This window comes from Enterobacter cloacae complex sp. P27C (genome assembly GCF_014895705.1).
Lineage (GTDB): Bacteria > Pseudomonadota > Gammaproteobacteria > Enterobacterales > Enterobacteriaceae > Enterobacter > Enterobacter bugandensis.
Genome location: NZ_JADBQB010000013.1, coordinates 46,508 through 65,908 on the forward strand (window position 1 = coordinate 46,508; position 19,401 = coordinate 65,908).

18 protein-coding genes and 1 pseudogene are annotated in these 19,401 nt (G+C 56.5%); 4 read left to right on the forward strand and 15 right to left on the reverse strand.

Features of this window, described 5'->3' with window-relative positions:
• Positions 1–132 precede the first annotated feature (132 nt).
• Positions 133–2,955, forward strand: coding sequence for an excinuclease ABC subunit UvrA (gene uvrA, locus IM291_RS20140; RefSeq protein ID WP_192987555.1), 2,823 nt, complete (start codon positions 133–135; stop codon positions 2,953–2,955).
• Positions 2,956–2,958: 3 nt separating this feature from the next.
• Here uvrA and IM291_RS20145 read toward each other — a convergent pair whose 3' ends face one another.
• From IM291_RS20145 to dnaB, 6 genes are all read right to left on the reverse strand, one after another.
• A complete protein-coding gene (locus IM291_RS20145; protein WP_028015174.1) occupies positions 2,959–3,312 on the reverse strand; it encodes an MmcQ/YjbR family DNA-binding protein in 354 nt (117 codons plus the stop codon).
• A 2-nt stretch (positions 3,313–3,314) separates the two neighbouring features.
• Positions 3,315–3,731 (reverse strand): secondary thiamine-phosphate synthase enzyme YjbQ, encoded by a 417-nt coding sequence (locus IM291_RS20150; RefSeq protein WP_041911536.1) that lies wholly within the window; start codon positions 3,729–3,731, stop codon positions 3,315–3,317.
• Positions 3,732–3,843: 112 nt separating this feature from the next.
• Positions 3,844–4,557: an acid phosphatase AphA gene (aphA, locus tag IM291_RS20155; protein ID WP_192987557.1), complete on the reverse strand. Its 714-nt coding sequence runs from the start codon at positions 4,555–4,557 to the stop codon at positions 3,844–3,846.
• Positions 4,558–4,775: 218 nt separating this feature from the next.
• The gene (gene tyrB / locus IM291_RS20160; RefSeq protein WP_045260940.1) at positions 4,776–5,969 is read right to left on the reverse strand and encodes an aromatic amino acid transaminase; all 1,194 of its coding nucleotides are present in this window, start codon (positions 5,967–5,969) and stop codon (positions 4,776–4,778) included.
• A gap of 109 nt (positions 5,970–6,078) precedes the next feature.
• A complete protein-coding gene (gene alr / locus IM291_RS20165) occupies positions 6,079–7,158 on the reverse strand; it encodes an alanine racemase (protein ID WP_048998280.1) in 1,080 nt (359 codons plus the stop codon).
• A 16-nt stretch (positions 7,159–7,174) separates the two neighbouring features.
• Positions 7,175–8,587, reverse strand: a complete 1,413-nt coding sequence (dnaB, locus tag IM291_RS20170; protein ID WP_008503375.1) for a replicative DNA helicase — start codon at positions 8,585–8,587, stop codon at positions 7,175–7,177.
• 66 nt (positions 8,588–8,653) lie between these two features.
• Here dnaB and IM291_RS20175 point away from each other — a divergent pair, with 66 nt between their 5' ends.
• Entirely contained in the window at positions 8,654–9,637 is a 984-nt protein-coding gene (locus IM291_RS20175) for a quinone oxidoreductase (RefSeq protein ID WP_192987559.1), read from the forward strand.
• Between the two features lie 184 nt (positions 9,638–9,821).
• Here the strand turns inward: IM291_RS20175 and pspG are convergent, their stop codons facing one another.
• The 4 genes from pspG to IM291_RS20195 all read right to left on the reverse strand — a co-directional run bounded on the left by pspG (position 9,822) and on the right by IM291_RS20195 (position 13,251).
• Positions 9,822–10,064, reverse strand: a complete 243-nt coding sequence (gene pspG / locus IM291_RS20180) for an envelope stress response protein PspG (protein ID WP_028015168.1) — start codon at positions 10,062–10,064, stop codon at positions 9,822–9,824.
• 135 nt (positions 10,065–10,199) lie between these two features.
• Positions 10,200–11,195, reverse strand: a complete 996-nt coding sequence (dusA, locus tag IM291_RS20185) for a tRNA dihydrouridine(20/20a) synthase DusA (protein ID WP_045631373.1) — start codon at positions 11,193–11,195, stop codon at positions 10,200–10,202.
• A gap of 82 nt (positions 11,196–11,277) precedes the next feature.
• Positions 11,278–12,537, reverse strand: a complete 1,260-nt coding sequence (gene traF / locus IM291_RS20190; protein WP_153657273.1) for a conjugal transfer protein TraF — start codon at positions 12,535–12,537, stop codon at positions 11,278–11,280.
• A 225-nt stretch (positions 12,538–12,762) separates the two neighbouring features.
• On the reverse strand, positions 12,763–13,251 hold the full coding sequence (locus IM291_RS20195) for a cupin domain-containing protein (RefSeq protein WP_045260944.1): 489 nt from the start codon (positions 13,249–13,251) through the stop codon (positions 12,763–12,765).
• Positions 13,252–13,366: 115 nt separating this feature from the next.
• Between IM291_RS20195 and zur the strand changes: the two genes are divergently transcribed.
• The gene (gene zur / locus IM291_RS20200) at positions 13,367–13,879 is read left to right on the forward strand and encodes a zinc uptake transcriptional repressor Zur (RefSeq protein ID WP_028015164.1); all 513 of its coding nucleotides are present in this window, start codon (positions 13,367–13,369) and stop codon (positions 13,877–13,879) included.
• A 48-nt stretch (positions 13,880–13,927) separates the two neighbouring features.
• Here zur and IM291_RS20205 read toward each other — a convergent pair whose 3' ends face one another.
• The 5 genes and pseudogenes from IM291_RS20205 to IM291_RS20220 all read right to left on the reverse strand — a co-directional run bounded on the left by IM291_RS20205 (position 13,928) and on the right by IM291_RS20220 (position 16,744).
• Entirely contained in the window at positions 13,928–14,137 is a 210-nt protein-coding gene (locus IM291_RS20205) for a CsbD family protein (protein ID WP_014882139.1), read from the reverse strand.
• 49 nt (positions 14,138–14,186) lie between these two features.
• A pseudogene (locus IM291_RS22135) lies at positions 14,187–14,261 on the reverse strand (hypothetical protein); the annotation flags it as partial.
• Positions 14,258–15,595 (reverse strand): MATE family efflux transporter DinF, encoded by a 1,338-nt coding sequence (dinF, locus tag IM291_RS20210; RefSeq protein WP_192987560.1) that lies wholly within the window; start codon positions 15,593–15,595, stop codon positions 14,258–14,260. The pseudogene IM291_RS22135 and the gene dinF, both read right to left, overlap by 4 nt.
• Positions 15,596–15,658: 63 nt before the next feature.
• A complete protein-coding gene (lexA, locus tag IM291_RS20215) occupies positions 15,659–16,267 on the reverse strand; it encodes a transcriptional repressor LexA (RefSeq protein ID WP_028015162.1) in 609 nt (202 codons plus the stop codon).
• Positions 16,268–16,375: 108 nt separating this feature from the next.
• A complete protein-coding gene (locus IM291_RS20220) occupies positions 16,376–16,744 on the reverse strand; it encodes a diacylglycerol kinase (RefSeq protein ID WP_014830281.1) in 369 nt (122 codons plus the stop codon).
• A 154-nt stretch (positions 16,745–16,898) separates the two neighbouring features.
• On the opposite strand from IM291_RS20220, the gene plsB reads away from it, so the two are divergent.
• Complete coding sequence (plsB, locus tag IM291_RS20225) at positions 16,899–19,319, forward strand: glycerol-3-phosphate 1-O-acyltransferase PlsB (RefSeq protein WP_119916554.1); 2,421 nt, start codon at positions 16,899–16,901, stop codon at positions 19,317–19,319.
• The last annotated feature ends 82 nt before the right edge of the window (positions 19,320–19,401 follow it).

Here is a 19,401-nt window from a genome sequence, read left to right on the forward strand (position 1 = left end):
CACAGTGAATCAGAAAATGCATTCCAATACTGTATATTCAAACAGGTCATTTTGTGTCATAATTAGCCGTTTCTGACAGCCGTTTGTCCTTCAAACAAACCAGGCAATCCGTGTTCCAACCGGGAAAGGTGAATGGATAAGATCGAAGTTCGGGGCGCCCGCACCCATAATCTCAAGAATATCAACCTCATAATCCCTCGCGACAAACTCATCGTCGTGACCGGGCTTTCGGGGTCTGGCAAATCCTCACTGGCTTTCGACACTTTGTATGCCGAAGGACAGCGTCGTTACGTCGAATCTCTCTCGGCGTACGCGCGTCAGTTCCTGTCGCTGATGGAAAAACCGGATGTCGATCATATTGAAGGGTTATCGCCTGCTATCTCTATTGAGCAGAAGTCTACCTCGCATAACCCGCGTTCAACGGTCGGTACCATTACCGAAATTCACGACTACCTGCGTCTGCTGTATGCCCGCGTGGGTGAGCCGCGCTGCCCGGACCACGATGTCCCGCTGGCGGCACAGACCGTGAGCCAGATGGTGGATAACGTGCTGTCGCAGCCGGAAGGCAAACGCCTGATGCTGCTGGCACCGATCATCAAAGAGCGTAAAGGCGAGCACACCAAAACGCTGGAGAACCTGGCAAGCCAGGGCTATATCCGCGCCCGTATCGACGGCGAAGTGTGTGACCTGTCCGATCCGCCAAAGCTTGAGCTGCAAAAGAAACACACCATCGAAGTGGTGATTGACCGCTTTAAGGTGCGTGACGATCTCGCCACGCGTCTGGCTGAATCCTTTGAAACCGCGCTGGAACTCTCTGGCGGCACGGCCGTGGTCTCCGACATGGACGACCCGAAAGCGGAAGAGCTGCTCTTCTCCGCCAACTTCGCCTGCCCGATTTGCGGCTACAGCATGCGCGAGCTGGAGCCGCGCCTGTTCTCGTTCAACAACCCGGCGGGCGCGTGCCCGACCTGTGACGGTCTGGGCGTGCAGCAGTATTTCGATCCGGATCGCGTGATCCAGAACCCCGAGCTGTCGCTCGCGGGCGGTGCGATTCGCGGCTGGGATAAGCGTAACTTCTACTACTTCCAGATGCTGAAGTCGCTGGCGGAGCACTACAAATTCGACGTTGAAGCGCCGTGGGCGACCCTGAGCCCGAACGTGCACAAAGTGATCCTGTTCGGTTCCGGCAAAGAGAACATCGAGTTCAAATACATGAACGATCGCGGCGATACCTCCGTGCGTCGCCACCCGTTCGAAGGGGTGCTGCACAATATGGAGCGCCGCTACAAAGAGACCGAATCCAGCGCGGTGCGCGAGGAGCTGGCGAAGTTCATCAGCAACCGCTCCTGCGCCACCTGCGAGGGCACGCGTCTGCGTCGCGAAGCGCGCCACGTGTTTGTGGAAAACACGGCGCTGCCGACCATCTCAGACATGAGCATCGGCCACGCAATGGACTTCTTCAACAACCTGAAGCTTTCCGGCCAGCGTGCGAAAATCGCCGAAAAAGTGCTGAAAGAGATCGGCGATCGCCTCAAGTTCCTCGTGAACGTTGGCCTGAACTACCTGACGCTTTCCCGCTCGGCGGAAACGCTCTCCGGCGGTGAAGCCCAGCGTATCCGTCTGGCGAGCCAGATTGGCGCGGGCTTAGTCGGCGTGATGTACGTGCTGGATGAACCGTCCATCGGCCTGCACCAGCGCGACAACGAGCGTCTGCTCGGCACGCTGATCCACCTGCGCAATCTCGGCAACACGGTAATCGTGGTGGAGCACGACGAAGACGCAATTCGCGCCGCAGACCACGTGATCGACATCGGCCCGGGCGCGGGCGTGCACGGCGGCCAGGTGGTGGCGGAAGGTACGCTGAAGGACATTATGGCGGTGCCCGAGTCGCTGACCGGCCAGTACATGAGCGGCAAGCGCAAAATTGAAGTGCCAAAACAGCGCGTCGCGGCGAACCCGGAAAAAGTGCTGAAGCTCACAGGGGCGCGCGGCAACAATCTGAAGGACGTCACCCTGACGCTGCCGGTTGGCCTGTTTACCTGCATTACCGGCGTGTCCGGTTCCGGTAAATCGACGCTGATCAACGATACGCTGTTCCCGATTGCGCAGAGGGCGCTGAACGGCGCGACGCTGGCCGAGCCTGCACCGTACCGCGATATTCAGGGGCTGGAGCATTTCGACAAGGTTATCGACATCGACCAGAGCCCGATTGGCCGTACGCCGCGTTCCAACCCGGCGACCTATACCGGCGTCTTCACGCCCGTACGTGAACTCTTCGCTGGCGTACCGGAAGCGCGTTCGCGCGGGTATACGCCAGGACGTTTCAGCTTTAACGTGCGCGGCGGCCGCTGTGAAGCGTGCCAAGGCGACGGCGTGATCAAGGTTGAGATGCACTTCCTGCCGGATATCTACGTGCCGTGCGACCAGTGCAAAGGCAAGCGCTATAACCGCGAAACGCTGGAGATTAAGTACAAAGGCAAGACCATCCACGAAGTGCTGGACATGACCATCGAAGAGGCGCGCGAGTTCTTTGACGCCGTCCCTGCGCTGGCGCGTAAGCTGCAGACGCTGATGGACGTAGGCCTGACCTACATTCGCCTGGGGCAGTCAGCAACAACCCTGTCCGGCGGTGAGGCGCAGCGCGTGAAGCTGGCGCGCGAGCTGTCCAAGCGTGGTACCGGCCAGACGCTCTACATTCTGGATGAGCCGACCACCGGCCTGCACTTTGCGGATATCCAGCAGTTGCTTGAGGTGCTGCACCAGCTGCGCGATCAGGGCAACACGATTGTGGTCATCGAACATAATCTGGACGTGATTAAAACCGCGGACTGGATTGTCGATCTCGGCCCGGAAGGCGGCAGCGGCGGGGGTGAAATCCTCGTCTCCGGTACGCCAGAGACCGTTGCAGAGTGCGAAGCCTCGCACACCGCGCGCTTCCTTAAACCGTTGCTGTAATTGTTACACGGAGAGCTGCTGTCGGGTCGCTTCCGGCAGCAGCTCAACCGCCTGCTTGTAGGACGCATCCACCAGATAGTAAATTTGTGAGCCGGGCAGCGAGCCGTCCAGATAAACGGTACTCCAGTGCGCCTTATTGAGGTGCTGGCTCGGCCTCACATCATCATGCTGCTGACGTAATAGATCCGCCAGTTCCGGGCTGGTTTTCAGCGACGCCGCCGGGCGCCCTTCAACCTCTTTCACCATCGCAAACAGCACGTCTCCCACTTTGATCTGCGTGGCTTTCCAGTCGCTGTGAACGCTTTGTTCCGCGCCAGGCTTGCTCATGCAGTACTGAAGTATCTCCGAAATTGTCATCTTTATTCCCCTTGTAGCGTTGCGATAATTTTACGCGAACCACCGTGAATGCGATGTTCTCCCAGCCAGATCCCTTGCCACGTGCCCAGCATTAGCCGACCGTTATGAACCGGCAGCATCAGCGATACGCCCAGCAGAGAAGATTTGATATGCGAAGGCATGTCATCTGCGCCTTCATAATCGTGCTCGTAGGGGGCGTTGTCCGGAACCGTCTTCAGGAAATGGTGTTCCATATCAGACCGGACGGTAGGGTCGCAATTTTCATTAAGCGTGAGGGAGGCTGACGTGTGCTGAAGCAGCAGATGCAGTAAACCCGTTTTGACGCGCGACAGGTCGCGGAGTTGCCCGATGACTTCGTCCGTCACAAGGTGAAACCCGCGGGGTTTAGCGCTTAAGGTCAGGGTCTGTTGATACCACATGAGCTGCTCCGTTTTGAAAGATGAATCTTTCTAAGTGTGCAGCAAGAAGGCGAAAGGTAAAACCCGCAGCGGCGGATTTATTCAAAAAAGAATCAAACCCGCCGCTCAAGAACTAATACTCGGAGTTAACAATCACCTCCTCGCCAAACTTGCCTGCCATCGGCAGCGGTCGATAGGTCGAGTTAGAGGCACGCAGCACCCGGATCGCTCTGGCCCCCACATCCTGCGCCGCGGTAATGTCGTTATCCGAATCACCGTAGAACACTTTGATGTTTTTCTGCTCCAGCCACTGGGTTTTGGTGTTTTGTCCCTCTTTATCACCGGCAAAAATGACCGGATTCATGCTGGCCGCCGGGATCTGAAAATCGTCCTGCAGGGTTTTGGAGACGGTCTCCGTTTTGGTCTGGCTACGGCCGGTGACAAAGTAAATGCTGTCGCCGCGCTTAACGTGCATGGCGATCAGCGCGCGGGCCACCTCTTTCGGAATGCTGAACTCATCCCAGCCGTTATTCATTTTTTCCCAGAACTCCGGGTTCTTCAGATACGCTTCGCTGTCCGGAGAATACGTTTTCTTGCCACGCCAGAAGCCAGGGCTTGAGAACAGCACGGTATCGTCAATGTCGAAGCCCACGGCCATTGGCGGGCGGCCCATCAGGCCGTTTTCGATTTGGGCCACGGAAACCCAGTGAATGGGTGCCTGCTCGGCAAGGATGGCGGCGGTGGTGCCGGTGTAAAGCGGCGTCGGTGCTGAAGCTCGCGCGACGACGGCGCTATTAAGCGAGAACAATAAGCAGGCGGCGCTGAGCGCCAGTGTGATCTTGCGCATATTTTCCCCTGAATATTCAGTTTGTTATCTTTATATTTTGAGTGGATGGTCAAAAATCTATCCGACCATAACCCCGGCGGGAGGGGAAGGAAAGGAGTTTTTACTTATAAAGATGAATAAAAAGAAGACGATCACAAAGTACCGGGGGACGTGCTTATGCGGTCTGACGCCCTCACCCCAGCCCTCTCCCACGGGGAGAGGGCTGGGTTAGTGAGCATTTACATTACAGCAGCAAACGCCTGCGCCACGCGCTGGACGTTGCCGGCATTCAGGCCCGCCACGCACATACGGCCGCTGGCGATCAGGTAGACACCGAACTCGTCACGCAGGCGATCGACCTGTGCCGCGCTCAGTCCGGTATAGCTGAACATCCCGCGCTGCTTGAGCAGATAGTCGAAGTTATGCCCCGGCACCGCCTCTTTCAGCACGTTAACAAGTTCCTGACGCATCGACAGAATGCGCTTGCGCATCGCTTCCACTTCCGCAAGCCAGGTGGCTTTCAGCTGTTCGTCGCCCAGAACGGTCGCCACCACCTGCGCACCAAAGTTCGGCGGGCTGGAGTAAATACGGCGGACCGTCGCTTTCAGTTGGCCGAGAACGCGCCCCGCGGCTTCGGCGTCTTCACACACCACGGACAGACCGCCAACGCGCTCGCCGTAGAGAGAGAAGATTTTTGAGAAGGAGTTGCTGACCAGCGCTGGCAGCCCGGCGCTGGCAACGGCGCGGATGGCGTAAGCATCTTCTTCCATGCCCGCGCCAAAGCCCTGATAGGCGATGTCGAGGAACGGGATCAGGTTACGTGCCTTCAGCACCTCGATCACCGCATCCCACTGGGCATTGGTGAGGTCCGCCCCGGTCGGGTTATGGCAGCATGGGTGCAGCAGCACGATGCTGCGCGCCGGCAGGGTGTTCAGTTTTTCCAGCAGCGCTTCGACGCGCACGCCGTTGGTTTCGCTGTCGAACCACGGATAGGTCTCGACCTTAAAGCCCGCACCTTCAAAGATGGCCACGTGGTTTTCCCACGTCGGGTCGCTGACCCACACGCCGGAATCCGGGAAATATTTTTTCAGGAAATCTGCGCCTACCTTCAGCGCACCCGAGCCGCCCAGCGTCTGGATAGTCGCCACGCGCTTTTGCGCGAGCACCGCGTGGTCCGCACCAAACAGCAGCGGCGCAATCGTATTACGGTAGGTGTTTAACCCTTCCATCGGCAAATAAAGCGAAGCACCGTGCGGGGTTGCGTTAAGACGTGCTTCGGCTTCGGCAACGGCTTTCAGTTGAGGAATGATGCCGTCCTCGTTGTAATAAAGACCAATGCTGAGGTTCACTTTATCGCTGCGAGGATCTTCTTTGAAACGCTCCATCAAGGAGAGAATAGGGTCGCCGGCGTAGGCGTCTACTTTCTGAAACACGCGATGTTCTCCGGATTATTATGAGGCAGGGTTTTCAACAATAAACCGGAAGCGGAATAAGATCGAGGGGATGTTAACAGAAGCGGGATGCATCGCATCCCGTTAAAGCTCAGTCGATGTATTTCATCGCCACCCGCGACGTCAGACGCGTAATAAGTTCGTAAGCACTTACTTTTGTAATCTCAGCAATGCGTTCAACGGGCAGACCTTCACCCCACATCACCGCATCGTCGCCCGCTTTATCCTGCGCGCCGGGCCCAAGATCCACGCAAATCATGTCCATCGCCACGCGGCCGACAATTTTCACTTCACGATCATTGACCAGCACCGGCGTGCCCGTTGGTGCCGCGCGCGGATAGCCGTCGCCGTAGCCCATCGCCACCACGCCAAGCCGCGTGTCGCGCTCGCTGGTCCAGGTACCGCCGTAACCCACCGGCTCGCCCGCTTTGTGCTCCCGCACGGCAATCAGCTTTGATACCAGCGACATCACCGGCTTAAAGCCTAAGTCCGGCCCCCAGGGTTTATTCTCAAGCGGGGAAACGCCATACAGAATAATCCCCGGACGCGCCCAGTCGAAGTGGGATTGCGGCCACAGCAGAATGCCGCCGGATGCCGCAATGGAGCGCATTCCCGGCTTGCCTTCGCAGAAGGTGTTGAAGATATCAAGCTGCTGCTCGGTTGCGCCGCATTCGGGCTCATCGGCACGGGCAAAGTGGCTGACGATATTGACCGGCTGACGCACATTTTTGCACTGGCACAAACGCTGATAAAACGCCTCCGCGTTTTCCGGGCGCACGCCCAGCCTGTGCATGCCCGTATCGAGCTTCATCCAGACGGTGACCGGCTCGCTCAGTTCAGCCGTTTCCAGCGCGGCCAGTTGTTCTTCGTTGTGTACCGCCGTGTGCAGCTGCTGGTCTGCAATGGTCGGCAGATCCGAGGCTTCAAAAAAGCCTTCGAGGAGCAGAATCGGTTGCGTAATGCCGCCTGCGCGCAGGCGGAGAGCTTCTTCGAGACGGGCGACGCCAAAGGCGTCGGCATCGGGGAGCGTTCGCGCGGTCTCAAGAAGACCGTGTCCGTAAGCGTTCGCTTTCACGACTGCAACGAGCCTGCTGGCGGGCGCCAGTTCACGCAGACGTTGCAGGTTGTGTCGCAGAGCGCGGCGGTTAATCACAACAGTTGCCGCTTGCATTTGAATTCCTTAGAAATTACTCATCATCATATTGAGGACCGGCATAGTTGTCGAAACGCGACCACTGGCCGTTAAAGGTCAGACGTACCGTACCGATGGGGCCGTTACGTTGCTTACCAATAATAATTTCGGCGATCCCTTTCAGGTCGCTGTTCTCGTGATAGACCTCATCACGGTAGATGAACATGATTAAGTCGGCATCCTGCTCAATGGAGCCGGATTCACGCAGGTCGGAGTTGACCGGGCGTTTGTCTGCACGCTGTTCCAGGGAGCGGTTAAGCTGCGACAGCGCCACTACCGGCACGTGCAGCTCTTTAGCTAACGCCTTGAGCGAGCGGGAAATCTCTGCAATTTCCAGCGTACGGTTGTCTGAGAGCGACGGGACGCGCATCAGCTGAAGGTAGTCGATCATGATAAGGCCGATGCCGCCGTGTTCACGGGCGATGCGGCGCGCGCGGGAGCGCACTTCCGTCGGCGTCAGGCCGGAGGAGTCATCGATATAGATGTTCCGTTTTTCCAGCAGAATGCCCATGGTGCCGGAGATGCGCGCCCAGTCCTCGTCGTCGAGCTGGCCGGTACGGATGCGGGTCTGATCCACGCGCGACAGGGATGCCAGAGAACGCATCATAATCTGCTCCGAGGGCATTTCAAGGCTGAAAATAAGCACCGGCTTATCCTGCAACATCGCCGCATTTTCGACGAGGTTCATCGCAAATGTTGTTTTACCCATCGACGGACGCGCCGCGACGATAATTAAATCCGACGGCTGTAAACCGGCAGTTTTTTTGTTCAGATCGTCATAGCCTGTGTTCACCCCGGTCACGCCGTCGTGCGGCTGCTGGAAAAGCTGCTCTATACGCGCAACGGTGGCGTCGAGCACGTCGGCGATGTTTTTCGGGCCTTCATCTTTGTTGGCACGGCTTTCGGCGATTTTAAAGACGCGGGACTCGGCAAGGTCGAGCAGGTCTTCGCTGGTGCGGCCCTGCGGGTCGAATCCGGCTTCGGCGATTTCGTTCGCTACCGAGATCATCTCGCGGACGACGGCACGTTCGCGCACGATGTCGGCGTAAGCGCTGATGTTAGCCGCACTTGGCGTGTTTTTTGACAGTTCTGCCAGGTAGGCAAAGCCGCCGACGCTGTCCAGCTGCCCCTGACGCTCCAGCGATTCCGCGAGCGTGATCAGGTCAATCGGGCTGCCGGACTCCTGCAGGCGCGCCATTTCGGTAAAAATATGGCGGTGCGGACGGGTGTAGAAATCTTCAGACACTACGCGCTCGGCGACGTCGTCCCAGCGTTCGTTATCCAGCATTAAACCGCCCAACACCGACTGTTCCGCTTCAATCGAGTGCGGCGGGACTTTTAACCCTGCGACCTGGAAATCACGCTCGCGAGGTTCAGTCTGTTTGTTGAAGGGTTTGTTTCCTGCCATAGTGAATGGAGTTACCGAGATAAAGAGTGGGTCGAAAGATTACCATATTTTTCTTACGGAGGGAGCATGGCAACGCGCATTGAGTTCCAGAAACACGGCGGTCCTGAAGTGCTGAAAGCGGTGGAGTTTACCCCCGCTGCGCCTGGCGAGAACGAAATTCAGGTGGAAAACAGAGCTATCGGCATTAACTACATTGATACCTATATTCGCGGCGGTCTCTACCCGCCTCCGTCAATGCCGAGCGGCCTGGGCACTGAGGCGGCCGGCATCGTCAGCAAAGTGGGCAGTGCGGTTAAGCACATTAAAGAAGGCGATCGTGTGGTGTATGCACAGTCTGCCCTGGGCGCTTACAGCTCCGTCCACAACGTCCCGGCGGACAAAGCCGCCCTGCTGCCGAATGCCATCACCTTTGAGCAGGCGGCCGCCTCATTCCTGAAAGGGCTGACGGTCTATTACCTGCTGCGCAAAACCTACGAAATTAAGCCCGATGAGCAGTTCCTGTTCCATGCTGCCGCCGGTGGCGTGGGGCTGATTGCCTGCCAGTGGGCGAAAGCCTTAGGCGCGAAGCTGATCGGCACCACAGGCAGTGCGCAAAAAGCCCAGCGTGCGCTGGACGCGGGTGCATGGCAGGTGATCAACTACCGGGAAGAGAGCATCGTCGAGCGGCTAAAAGAGATCACCGGCGGCAAAAAAGTACGCGTCGTGTATGACTCGGTGGGGAAAGACACCTGGGAAGCGTCGCTGGACTGCCTGCAGCGTCGCGGGCTGATGGTGAGCTTTGGTAACGCCTCAGGCGCTGTCACCGGCGTCAATCTCGGCATTCTGAATCAGAAAGGGTCGCTGTACGTGACGCGCCCTTCTTTGCAGGGTTACATCACCAACCGGGAAGAACTGGAGGAAGCCAGCAACGAGCTGTTCTCGCTAATAGCCAGCGGCGTGATTAAGGTGGATGTGGCGGATGCGCAGAAATACCCGCTAACCGATGCGCAGCGCGCGCATGAGGTGCTGGAAAGCCGGGCGACGCAGGGTTCCAGTTTGCTAATTCCCTGACCCCCAAAAAGAAATTGGGCTTCCCGTGGGAAGCCCTTTCTTTTTTTAGTTCGGCTGTATGTAGGGTACAGCTCGATGAATTCTGTAGCGGCAGCCATAGTGACAGATTCGATAAGTAAATCCTATTCTGTTCTAAGCCATGCTGCCGGAAAAGTTACAAGTATGTGACGAACCCCTCAATACCTTAGTAACGGAAGCGGTTATTGCGCTGATAAGTCGGCAGTTTTGGCGCTTTAATCGCCCGTATTACCCACACCACGGCGATAGCCAGCAGCAGCCACGGCAGCAGTTTGATCGTCAGGGCAAATAATCCACCGATAAACATAACTACCGTAGCCACAACGAGCGCGGCCAGAATGCCGAGCAGCGACACGCCCGTGACCATCAGCATGACAAAAAAGCCAATCACAAAAAGTAGTTCAAGCATGGTGCTCTCCCACGAGTTCCCGAATGATGCTACAATCATTACAAGAATCATGCCAAAGCTAACATATTGTTCTTAAAGAAAAACGCCCCGCTAGGATCCGCAGGGCGTGGTGAATTTGACGATCTTTTAGCGAAATTATCGCTTATCCGCCACCAGCCGCAGCGCATGTTCCAGCACCTCAATATCGGCACCGGCTTTATGCGCGTTCTCACTGAGGTAGCGACGCCACTGGCGCGCGCCCGGAATACCCTGGAACAGGCCAAGCATATGGCGGGTGATGTGGCCAAGATAGGTGCCATTGCTCAACTCGCGCTCAATGTAAGGGTACATGGCACGCACGACGGCAACAGGATCGGTGTCTGCGCCTGCAACGCCAAAGATTTCGCGGTCGACGGTCGCCAGAATGCCCGGATTTTGATACGCCTCGCGCCCGACCATCACGCCATCCATATGCTCAAGGTGCGCTTTCGCCTCTTCCAGCGACGTAATACCGCCGTTGATTGACATCGTCAGGTGCGGGAAATCACGTTTCAGCTGGTACACGCGCGGGTAGTCCAGCGGCGGGATCTCACGGTTCTCTTTCGGGCTAAGGCCTGAAAGCCAGGCTTTGCGGGCGTGGATGATAAACATCTCACACTCGCCTTTCCCTGACACCGTATTGATGAAATCGCACAGGAATTCGTAGCTGTCCTGGTCGTCGATGCCGATACGGGTTTTGACCGTCACCGGAATGGAGACTACATCGCGCATCGCCTTGATACAGTCCGCCACCAGCTGTGCGTTGCCCATCAGACAGGCGCCGAACATGCCGTTTTGCACGCGGTCGGAAGGGCAGCCGACGTTCAGGTTGATCTCGTCGTAGCCGCGTTCTTCCGCCAGCTTTGCGCACTGGGCCAGCGCGACCGGATCGCTGCCCCCCAGCTGCAGCGCAACCGGATGCTCTTCTTCACTGTATGCCAGGTAGTCGCCCTTCCCGTGGATGATTGCGCCCGTGGTCACCATTTCGGTGTACAGCAGCGTATGGCGGGAGAGCTGGCGCAGGAAGTAGCGGCAGTGTCTGTCCGTCCAGTCGAGCATCGGCGCAATGGAGAAACGGTGTGCAGGAAAAGCGGTCTGGTGTTCTGACGACATGGCGAAGTTTTAAGCATCTGGTGGAAAAGGGGCGCTACTATAGCACAAAGAAAAGCCGGAGGCGCAGCGCCTCCGGTGTACTTTAGAACGTCATGCTCAGCTGAGCCCCTGCGCCCCAGGTTTCGTCCTCGCCATACAGACCCATCAGGTCAACATGAACGGTATTAAACGGCGCGAAACCGACACCGCCGGTAAAGACGTTGCTGTCGTTCCCTTTCATATCCGCACGATAACCGGCACGCACCGCCAGCCAGCTCAGCGGAGTCACTTCAGCACCGACCCCAACATACTGCGACGTATCTTCGCTCTTAAATCCTTTGGTTTCGGTCAGATCGCCATCGGCGGTCAGGGTCACCAGATCGTTGTGCCAGGCAGCGCCCGCGGTCACCAGCGGACGGATCTGGTAGGTGTCTTTATAGCTCACCACTTCCCCCGTACGCCCGTTGCGGATGCGGATATCTTTGGTGTCGATATCGCGCGACATCAGGTTTTGCCCGCTCACGCCGACCGTCCAGTTTTCGCCAAAATCAGCGGCAATACCGGCATCGACGTTAAAGCCGGTATCGTCTGTACGGTAGCGGCTATCGTTCCACTTATTACTGTCGTAATCGTAGATCGAGGTGGTGTAGTTATAGATCCAGCTTTTTTGCAGTTTTGGCGTCACGCCCACGGAAACCGGAACGCCGCCAAGGTCAAACTGGCGGGCAACGGCAATACCGTAGTCGGAGATAATCGCCGCCCGACCGGACGCCGTTGAGTTGAGGTTTTTAGTGATCTGGTCCGTGCCGTTCAGCGCAGCGTCCAGGGCAACGCCGGCAGCCACCAGATTGCTTCTTTGAATACCGCGCAGATAATCAATATCCTGCTGGTCGATAGACGAACTTACCCGGCCATGGGCGTACCCTTTCGCCATAAAGGCCACGGAAAGCACATCGTTAGGGATACTCACGGCAAGGCCTGCTCCTGCCGTCGCGCGAGCGGTTTTGCCCTTGAGATAGTCCAGCTCATCGGCCAGATCTTTGGCCGCGCCCTGGAACTGGTTGATGGAGCCTAACGGATTAGTAATAACCTCGATTGGCGTAAGGTTATCAACCACATCCTTATAGTGATTGATTTTGTCGTTGATGGTATCAATCTCATCCTGAAGATTATCCTCATCCGTTACCTGCACCCCAACGGACGGCAAAATGACCGTCACGTCATCGTCCGGTTTTGCCTTTGCCAGCAGCGCGGGGTTAATTAACGCCCCGCTACCATAATTGCCCGAAGCAACGCCGGTGCCCCCCATCGCGTCGCTACGTGATTCTGTCCAGGTATTGGCTGCTCCCGCCTGATTTGCCATAAACAAGGAGACAGCGATGCTAACCACCGAAAATTTAAAATGTTTTTTCACAGTATGCCCGTCTTATAGTCTGTTATGAAATAACCCCTGTCTGTTATCCCCCAAACAGGCGCGAACTATTGCTGTGAATAAAGATAAAAAGACCCGCTAATTCATTCCCTAAGTAAAACTTCCTTACGGCCTGTTGTAATTTGTGACGGCCCTCAATATTTATAGAAGAGGAAATTATTTTTTCCCAGGTTTTCCATCGTGCGGCCCAAAAAACTGTGGCGGATGGTCTACCCAGCGATCTTCCCGCGTGGCGGCATAAACCGGGTTAAGCGGATAGTAGATGCGGTTGTGCTTCTTGTTGGCCTCCCCCACCACCAGTAGCCGAACCTCTTCCTCTGTGTTGTTGATAAAGGTGTGGCACACCCCCGTTCCGGCGGGAAAGCCCACGCTGTCTCCGGGTTCGAGTTTCCACAAATAGCCATTAATCCAGGCTTCAGGATAGCCCTCAAGCACGTAGATAAACTCTTCTTCGTCACTTTCCGCATGGGGATAGGACGTCCGACGCCCCGGCGGTAAACGTTCATGATGAATGCCTATACGCCTGAGGCCCAGGCTGCGCGCCAGCGGCGATCCGATGGAAAAAAGCTCGTTACTGTCGGGGTAGGTGGCGTCATCTGGCCCTTCTACGTCGCGCCAGTGCTTGATACAGTCTGGTTTTTTCATTGTTACATTCCCGGTTTGCGATGCGTCAGGTATAGCACAGCCTGGCGGATATCGGTGTTTTTGCCAGAACATGATAAAGTGAGGGTTTTATCTCCCAGAACATCCGAGGTGCTAAATGGATAAGTCCACAAAAGAGCTGTTAGCGCAGGCCGAAAAGCTGTGCGCGCAACGCAATGTGCGCCTGACCCCGCAGCGCCTTGAAGTCTTGCGCCTGATGAGCCTGCAACAGGGGGCGATCAGCGCCTACGATCTACTCGACCTGCTCCGCGAAAGCGAGCCGCAGGCTAAACCGCCCACGGTATATCGCGCGCTGGATTTCCTGCTGGAACAAGGGTTTGTGCATAAAGTCGAATCCACAAACAGCTATGTCCTGTGCCATCTTTTCGATCAGCCAACGCATACATCGGCCATGTTTATCTGCGATCGTTGCGGCGTAGTGAAAGAAGAGGGAGCGGAAGGCGTAGAGGACATTATGCACACGCTGGCGGCAAAAATGGGTTTTGCCCTGCGTCATAACGTGATTGAAGCGCACGGGCTGTGTTCTGCATGCGTTGAGGTGGAAGCCTGTCGACATCAGGATGCGTGTCAGCACGACCACTCAATTCTGATAAAGAAAAAGCCGCGTTAGCAGCAAAATAAAGGCGGCTCTTAAGCCGCCTCTGTGGGTTATTCAGCGCTACCAGCGGTAGTCGTTACGCGTTTCCCAGTCTTTGACTTCGTTTTCCGCCTGATCTTTCGCGTAGCCGTAACGTTCCTGAATTTTACCGACAAGCTGATCGCGCTTGCCTTCAATGACGGTCATATCGTCATCAGTCAGCTTACCCCACTGTTCTTTCGCTTTACCTTTGAACTGCTTCCAGTTGCCGCCGATTTCGTCTTTATTCATCATCGTGTCCTCTTAGTTAAGCGTCGGGTCGTAACGTCCGTTACGTTCTTTTCTGCTGGACGTGATAATAATTGTAGTTGAGGATTCGGCAGTTGATTTCATATTCGGAATCTTTAACCGTCACGATATATCGTGACGGGAAGGAAGCCAGGTATTATTTTGCCAGTGGTGATGCCAGATAAAGGCAAGCGAGAGGCCGCGCAGGGAGAGAAAGACCGCAAGCGCCAGCCACAAACCGTGATTACCCAGCCACGGAAGCGTCAGCAGCGTCAAACCAAACCCCGCCGCCGCAACCGCCATACTGTTGCGCATTTCCGCTCCGCGCGTCGCACCGATAAACATGCCGTCCAGCAGATAACACCACACCCCCACCACCGGCAAGATCACCTGCCAGACGATGTAGTGGTCCGCCAGTTCACGTAAAGCCGGGATCGAAGTGAGTAATGCAATAATGTCACGGCCAAAACAGGCATAAATGAGTGCAAACGCCAGTGCCACCAGTCCCGCTTGTCGACAGGCTGCCCGCCAGACATCCCTAAGCTGGCCACTTTCCCGCGCGCCGTACGCCTGCCCGGAATGCGCCTCAACGGCGTAGGCGAAGCCGTCCAGCGCGTAGGCGGTAAACGTCAGCAATGTCATCAGGACCGCATTCACCGCGACGATCTCAGGCCCAAGACGGGCACCAAAAACCGTCAATGCGCCAAAACAGAGTTGTAGCAGAAGCGAGCGCAGCATGATGTCACGGTTGAGCGCCAGCAGTTTACGGATATTGCCGCGCCATGCGGTTTTCAGCATTACGAGGGATATCCCGCGCAGGGCCAGCACGCGCCAGACCATCCACAGCCCAATGAGTAAGGTTCCGTATTCGGCAATCGCCGTTGCCAGTGCCGCCCCGCGCACGTCCATATGCAGGCCCATCACCAGCCAGAGATCGAGCACAATGTTGAGAAGGTTTCCCACGACCAGCAAAATCACTGGCGCACGGGCGTATTGCACACCCAGTAACCAACCCAGCAGAACCAGGTTTGCCAGCGAAGCGGGCGCGCTGAGCCAGCGGATTTCCAGGAAGCGACGCGCCTGCTCCAGTACCGCCTCGCTGCCACCAACAACATGGAGCGCAAGGTCTATCAGGTGCGTGCGCAGTAAAACAATGAGTACCCCCGCGCCAAGCGCCAGGATCAGCGGCTGCACCAGCGCACGCGCCAGACGTAACGGATCTTTCGCACCATACGCCTGTGCGGTGAGCCCGGTGGTGCTCATACGCAAAAAGAGCAGCAGCATAAACAGAAAGCTGGTTGCCGTCGCGCCAATCGCCACGCCGCCAAGATAAACAGGGGAATCGAGATGACCAATAACGGCCGTATCGACCAGACCCAGCAAGGGCACGGTGATATTGGAGAAAATCATCGGCAGGGCAAGACGCCACAATGCCTTATCAGATGCCGTCAGCAGTGACATGAGAGATACCGGGAAGGGTAAATGAAGCAGGCTACAGCGGAAGCGTAGCCTGTCAGGAAGAGATTACAGCCATTCGCCGTTACGAATCACGCCAACAGCCAGACCTTCAATAGAGAAGCTCTGTTCGCGGAGGTCGACCACAATCGGGGTGAACTCGTTGTTTTCGGGCAACAGCTGAACGGTGTTACCCTGTTTTTTCAGGCGCTTAACGGTCACTTCGTCATCAATGCGCGCAACCACCACCTGGCCGTTTCGCACATCCTGCGTTTTGTGAACGGCCAGAAGGTCGCCATCAAGAATGCCGATGTCTTTCATCGACATCCCGCTAACGCGCAGCAGAAAATCAGCGCTCGGCTTGAACATACCAGGATCGACCTGGTAGTGACCTTCAATATGCTGTTGTGCCAGCAGCGGTTCACCTGCAGCAACGCGGCCTATCAGCGGAATGCCCGTCTCTTCTTCCACCAGCAGGCGGATACCACGCGACGCGCCTGACACAATCTCAATCACACCCTTACGCGCCAGCGCTTTCAGGTGTTCCTCGGCAGCATTCGGAGAACGGAAACCCAGACGCTGCGCGATTTCCGCACGCGTGGGTGGCATACCCGTCTGGCCGATATGATCCCGAATGAGATCAAACACCTCTTGCTGCCTGGTCGTTAATGCTTTCATTCCGCCCCCTGGGTGTATATACAGTTATGCTGTGAGTATATACAGTCAAAGGCGATTTTGGAACCAAAAACTGCACAAAAAACCAGGGACTTAATTATTCCTCGAGCATCATCGGAAATGTGACCAAAGCAGCGTGACCCAGGTAATGGCTGCGGTGATAATCGCCAGCAGGACAGCGGCGGAGCCCATATCTTTCGCGCGGCCAGAGAGCTCGTGAAAATCAGAGCCGATCCGGTCGACCACGGCCTCAATAGCGCTATTGAGAATTTCCACTATCATCACCAGAAGTACGGAACCGATGAGAAGCACGCGGGTAATGGCATCTACATCAAGGAAACAGGCGATGATAACCGCGACGATAGCGGCGACACCTTCCTGGCGAAAAGCAGCTTCATTGACCCACGCGGCACGGAAACCTTTCCATGAATAGCCGGCGGCTTTGATGATACGCGTCAACCCAGTGGTATTATTGGCCATTAAAAGAACCTTTTTTAAAAAAGAGCGTCAGTAACAGGAGCTGCAGCGCGTTTCGCTGCCGCCTGAAGTATGACGGGTAACAACAGAAATTTTGCGCGCTTTCTGTTATCCTTGCGCCGCAATTGCATTATTAACCAGAGGCTTTACATCGTTTATGTCCGGCTGGCCACGAATTTACTACAAATTACTTAATTTACCATTAAGCATACTGGTAAAAAGCAAGTCTATCCCAGCAGAACCCGCGCTGGAACTGGGGCTCGATACGTCGCGCCCTATTATGTACGTTTTGCCTTATAACTCTAAGGCAGACCTGCTAACGCTCCGTGCCCAGTGTCTGGCGCATGATTTACCCGATCCGCTTGAACCACTGGAAGTTGACGGCACTTTGCTGCCGCGCTACGTGTTCATTCACGGCGGGCCGCGCGTGTTTACCTATTACACACCGAAAGAAGAGTCCATCAAGCTGTTCCACGACTATCTCGACCTGCACCGCAGCAATCCTGACCTGGATGTGCAGATGGTGCCGGTATCGGTGATGTTTGGTCGCCGTCCGGGCCGCGAAAAAGGCGAAGAGAACCCGCCGCTGCGCATGCTTAACGGCATTCAGAAGTTCTTCGCGGTCTCCTGGCTGGGACGCGACAGCTTTGTGCGCTTCTCCCCTTCCGTCTCCCTTCGCCGAATGGCGGACGAGCACGGCACTGACAAGATCATCGCGCAAAAACTGGCGCGCGTGGCACGTATGCACTTCGCCCGTCAGCGCCTGGCGGCCGTAGGGCCACGTCTTCCGGCGCGTCAGGACCTGTTCAACAAGCTGCTGGCCTCCAAAGCGATCGCCCGCGCCGTTGAAGACGAAGCGCGCAGCAAGAAAATTTCCCATGAGAAAGCCCAGCAGAACGCCATTGCGCTGATGGAAGAGATCGCAGCGAACTTCTCCTACGAGATGATTCGCCTGTCCGATCGTATTCTCGGCTTTACCTGGAACCGCCTGTATCAGGGCATCAACGTGCATAACGCTGAGCGTGTTCGTCAGCTGGCGCACGATGGTCATGAGATTGTCTATGTCCCCTGCCACCGCAGCCACATGGACTACCTGCTTCTCTCCTACGTGCTCTATCACCAGGGACTGGTACCGCCGCACATTGCCGCCGGTATTAACCTGAACTTCTGGCCAGCAGGCCCGATTTTCCGCCGCCTGGGCGCGTTCTTTATTCGTCGTACCTTCAAGGGCAACAAGCTCTACTCCACCGTGTTCCGCGAGTATCTCGGCGAGCTGTTCAGCCGCGGCTACTCCGTAGAGTACTTCGTTGAGGGCGGGCGCTCCCGTACCGGTCGTCTGCTCGATCCGAAGACCGGCACGCTGTCGATGACCATTCAGGCGATGCTGCGCGGCGGTACGCGTCCAATCACGCTCGTGCCAATTTACATTGGCTATGAGCACGTAATGGAAGTGGGCACGTATGCCAAAGAACTGCGCGGTGCGACCAAAGAGAAAGAGAGCCTGCCGCAGATGCTGCGCGGCCTGAGCAAGTTACGCAACCTGGGTCAGGGCTACGTAAACTTTGGCGAGCCGATGCCGCTGATGACGTATCTGAACCATCATGTTCCGGATTGGCGCGAGTCTATCGACCCTATCGAAGCGGTGCGTCCGGCCTGGCTGACGCCAACGGTGAACGGTATCGCGTCCGAGCTGATGGTGCGCATTAACAACGCCGGTGCGGCCAATGCGATGAACCTGTGTTGTACGGCGCTGCTGGCTTCACGTCAACGTTCCCTGACCCGTGAACAGCTCACTGAGCAGCTGGACTGCTATCTGGACATGATGCGCAACGTGCCGTACTCGGTTGATTCGACAGCCCCTTCTGCTACCGCCAGCGAGCTTATCGATCACGCGCTGCAGATGAACAAGTTCGAAGTCGAGAAAGATACGATCGGCGATATTATCATTCTGCCGCGCGAGCAGGCTGTACTGATGACGTACTACCGCAACAACATCGCTCATATGCTGATGCTTCCATCGCTCATGGCGGCCATTATCACCCAGCATCGCCGTATTTCACGTCAGGAGCTGTTGCGCCACGTTGAGACGCTCTACCCGATGCTTAAAGCGGAGCTATTCCTGCGCTGGAGCAAGGAAGAGCTGGCCGTTGAGCTGGAAAAACTGACGGAAGAGCTGCGCCGTCAGGGGCTGATCACCGTTGCGAACGACGAGCTGCACATCAATCCGTCACGCTCCCGTACCCTGCAACTGCTGGCGGCCGGTGCGCGCGAAACGCTGCAGCGCTACGCCATTACGTTCTGGCTGCTGAGCGCGAACCCGTCGATCAACCGCGGCACGCTGGAGAAAGAGAGCCGGACGCTGGCGCAGCGCCTGTCCGTTCTGCACGGCATTAACGCCCCGGAATTCTTCGACAAGGCGGTATTCAGCTCGCTGGTGCTGACGCTGCGTGACGAAGGCTTCATCAGCGATACGGGCGATGCCGAGCCGGAAGAGACGCTGAAGGTTTACCAGATGCTGGCTGAACTGATTACGTCAGACGTGCGTTTGACGATTGAGAGCGCGACGCAGGGCGAGTAACACAATGCCGGGTTATGGCCCGGCCTGATGCCCTGGATAATAAAAAAGGCCCGGTAAGCGCTGACGCTACCGGGCCTTTTTT

What these genes read in the sequence shown, in the direction of transcription:
- uvrA (WP_192987555.1), top strand. Translation starts at nt 133, where the DNA reads ATGGATAAGATCGAAGTTCGGGGCGCCCGCACCCATAATCTCAAGAAT.
- IM291_RS20145 (WP_028015174.1), bottom strand. Translation starts at nt 3,312, where the DNA reads ATGACAATTTCGGAGATACTTCAGTACTGCATGAGCAAGCCTGGCGCG.
- IM291_RS20150 (WP_041911536.1), bottom strand. Translation starts at nt 3,731, where the DNA reads ATGTGGTATCAACAGACCCTGACCTTAAGCGCTAAACCCCGCGGGTTT.
- aphA (WP_192987557.1), bottom strand. Translation starts at nt 4,557, where the DNA reads ATGCGCAAGATCACACTGGCGCTCAGCGCCGCCTGCTTATTGTTCTCG.
- alr (WP_048998280.1), bottom strand. Translation starts at nt 7,158, where the DNA reads ATGCAAGCGGCAACTGTTGTGATTAACCGCCGCGCTCTGCGACACAAC.
- dnaB (WP_008503375.1), bottom strand. Translation starts at nt 8,587, where the DNA reads ATGGCAGGAAACAAACCCTTCAACAAACAGACTGAACCTCGCGAGCGT.
- IM291_RS20175 (WP_192987559.1), top strand. Translation starts at nt 8,654, where the DNA reads ATGGCAACGCGCATTGAGTTCCAGAAACACGGCGGTCCTGAAGTGCTG.
- pspG (WP_028015168.1), bottom strand. Translation starts at nt 10,064, where the DNA reads ATGCTTGAACTACTTTTTGTGATTGGCTTTTTTGTCATGCTGATGGTC.
- dusA (WP_045631373.1), bottom strand. Translation starts at nt 11,195, where the DNA reads ATGTCGTCAGAACACCAGACCGCTTTTCCTGCACACCGTTTCTCCATT.
- traF (WP_153657273.1), bottom strand. Translation starts at nt 12,537, where the DNA reads ATGGCAAATCAGGCGGGAGCAGCCAATACCTGGACAGAATCACGTAGC.
- IM291_RS20195 (WP_045260944.1), bottom strand. Translation starts at nt 13,251, where the DNA reads ATGAAAAAACCAGACTGTATCAAGCACTGGCGCGACGTAGAAGGGCCA.
- zur (WP_028015164.1), top strand. Translation starts at nt 13,367, where the DNA reads ATGGATAAGTCCACAAAAGAGCTGTTAGCGCAGGCCGAAAAGCTGTGC.
- IM291_RS20205 (WP_014882139.1), bottom strand. Translation starts at nt 14,137, where the DNA reads ATGAATAAAGACGAAATCGGCGGCAACTGGAAGCAGTTCAAAGGTAAA.
- dinF (WP_192987560.1), bottom strand. Translation starts at nt 15,595, where the DNA reads ATGTCACTGCTGACGGCATCTGATAAGGCATTGTGGCGTCTTGCCCTG.
- lexA (WP_028015162.1), bottom strand. Translation starts at nt 16,267, where the DNA reads ATGAAAGCATTAACGACCAGGCAGCAAGAGGTGTTTGATCTCATTCGG.
- IM291_RS20220 (WP_014830281.1), bottom strand. Translation starts at nt 16,744, where the DNA reads ATGGCCAATAATACCACTGGGTTGACGCGTATCATCAAAGCCGCCGGC.
- plsB (WP_119916554.1), top strand. Translation starts at nt 16,899, where the DNA reads ATGTCCGGCTGGCCACGAATTTACTACAAATTACTTAATTTACCATTA.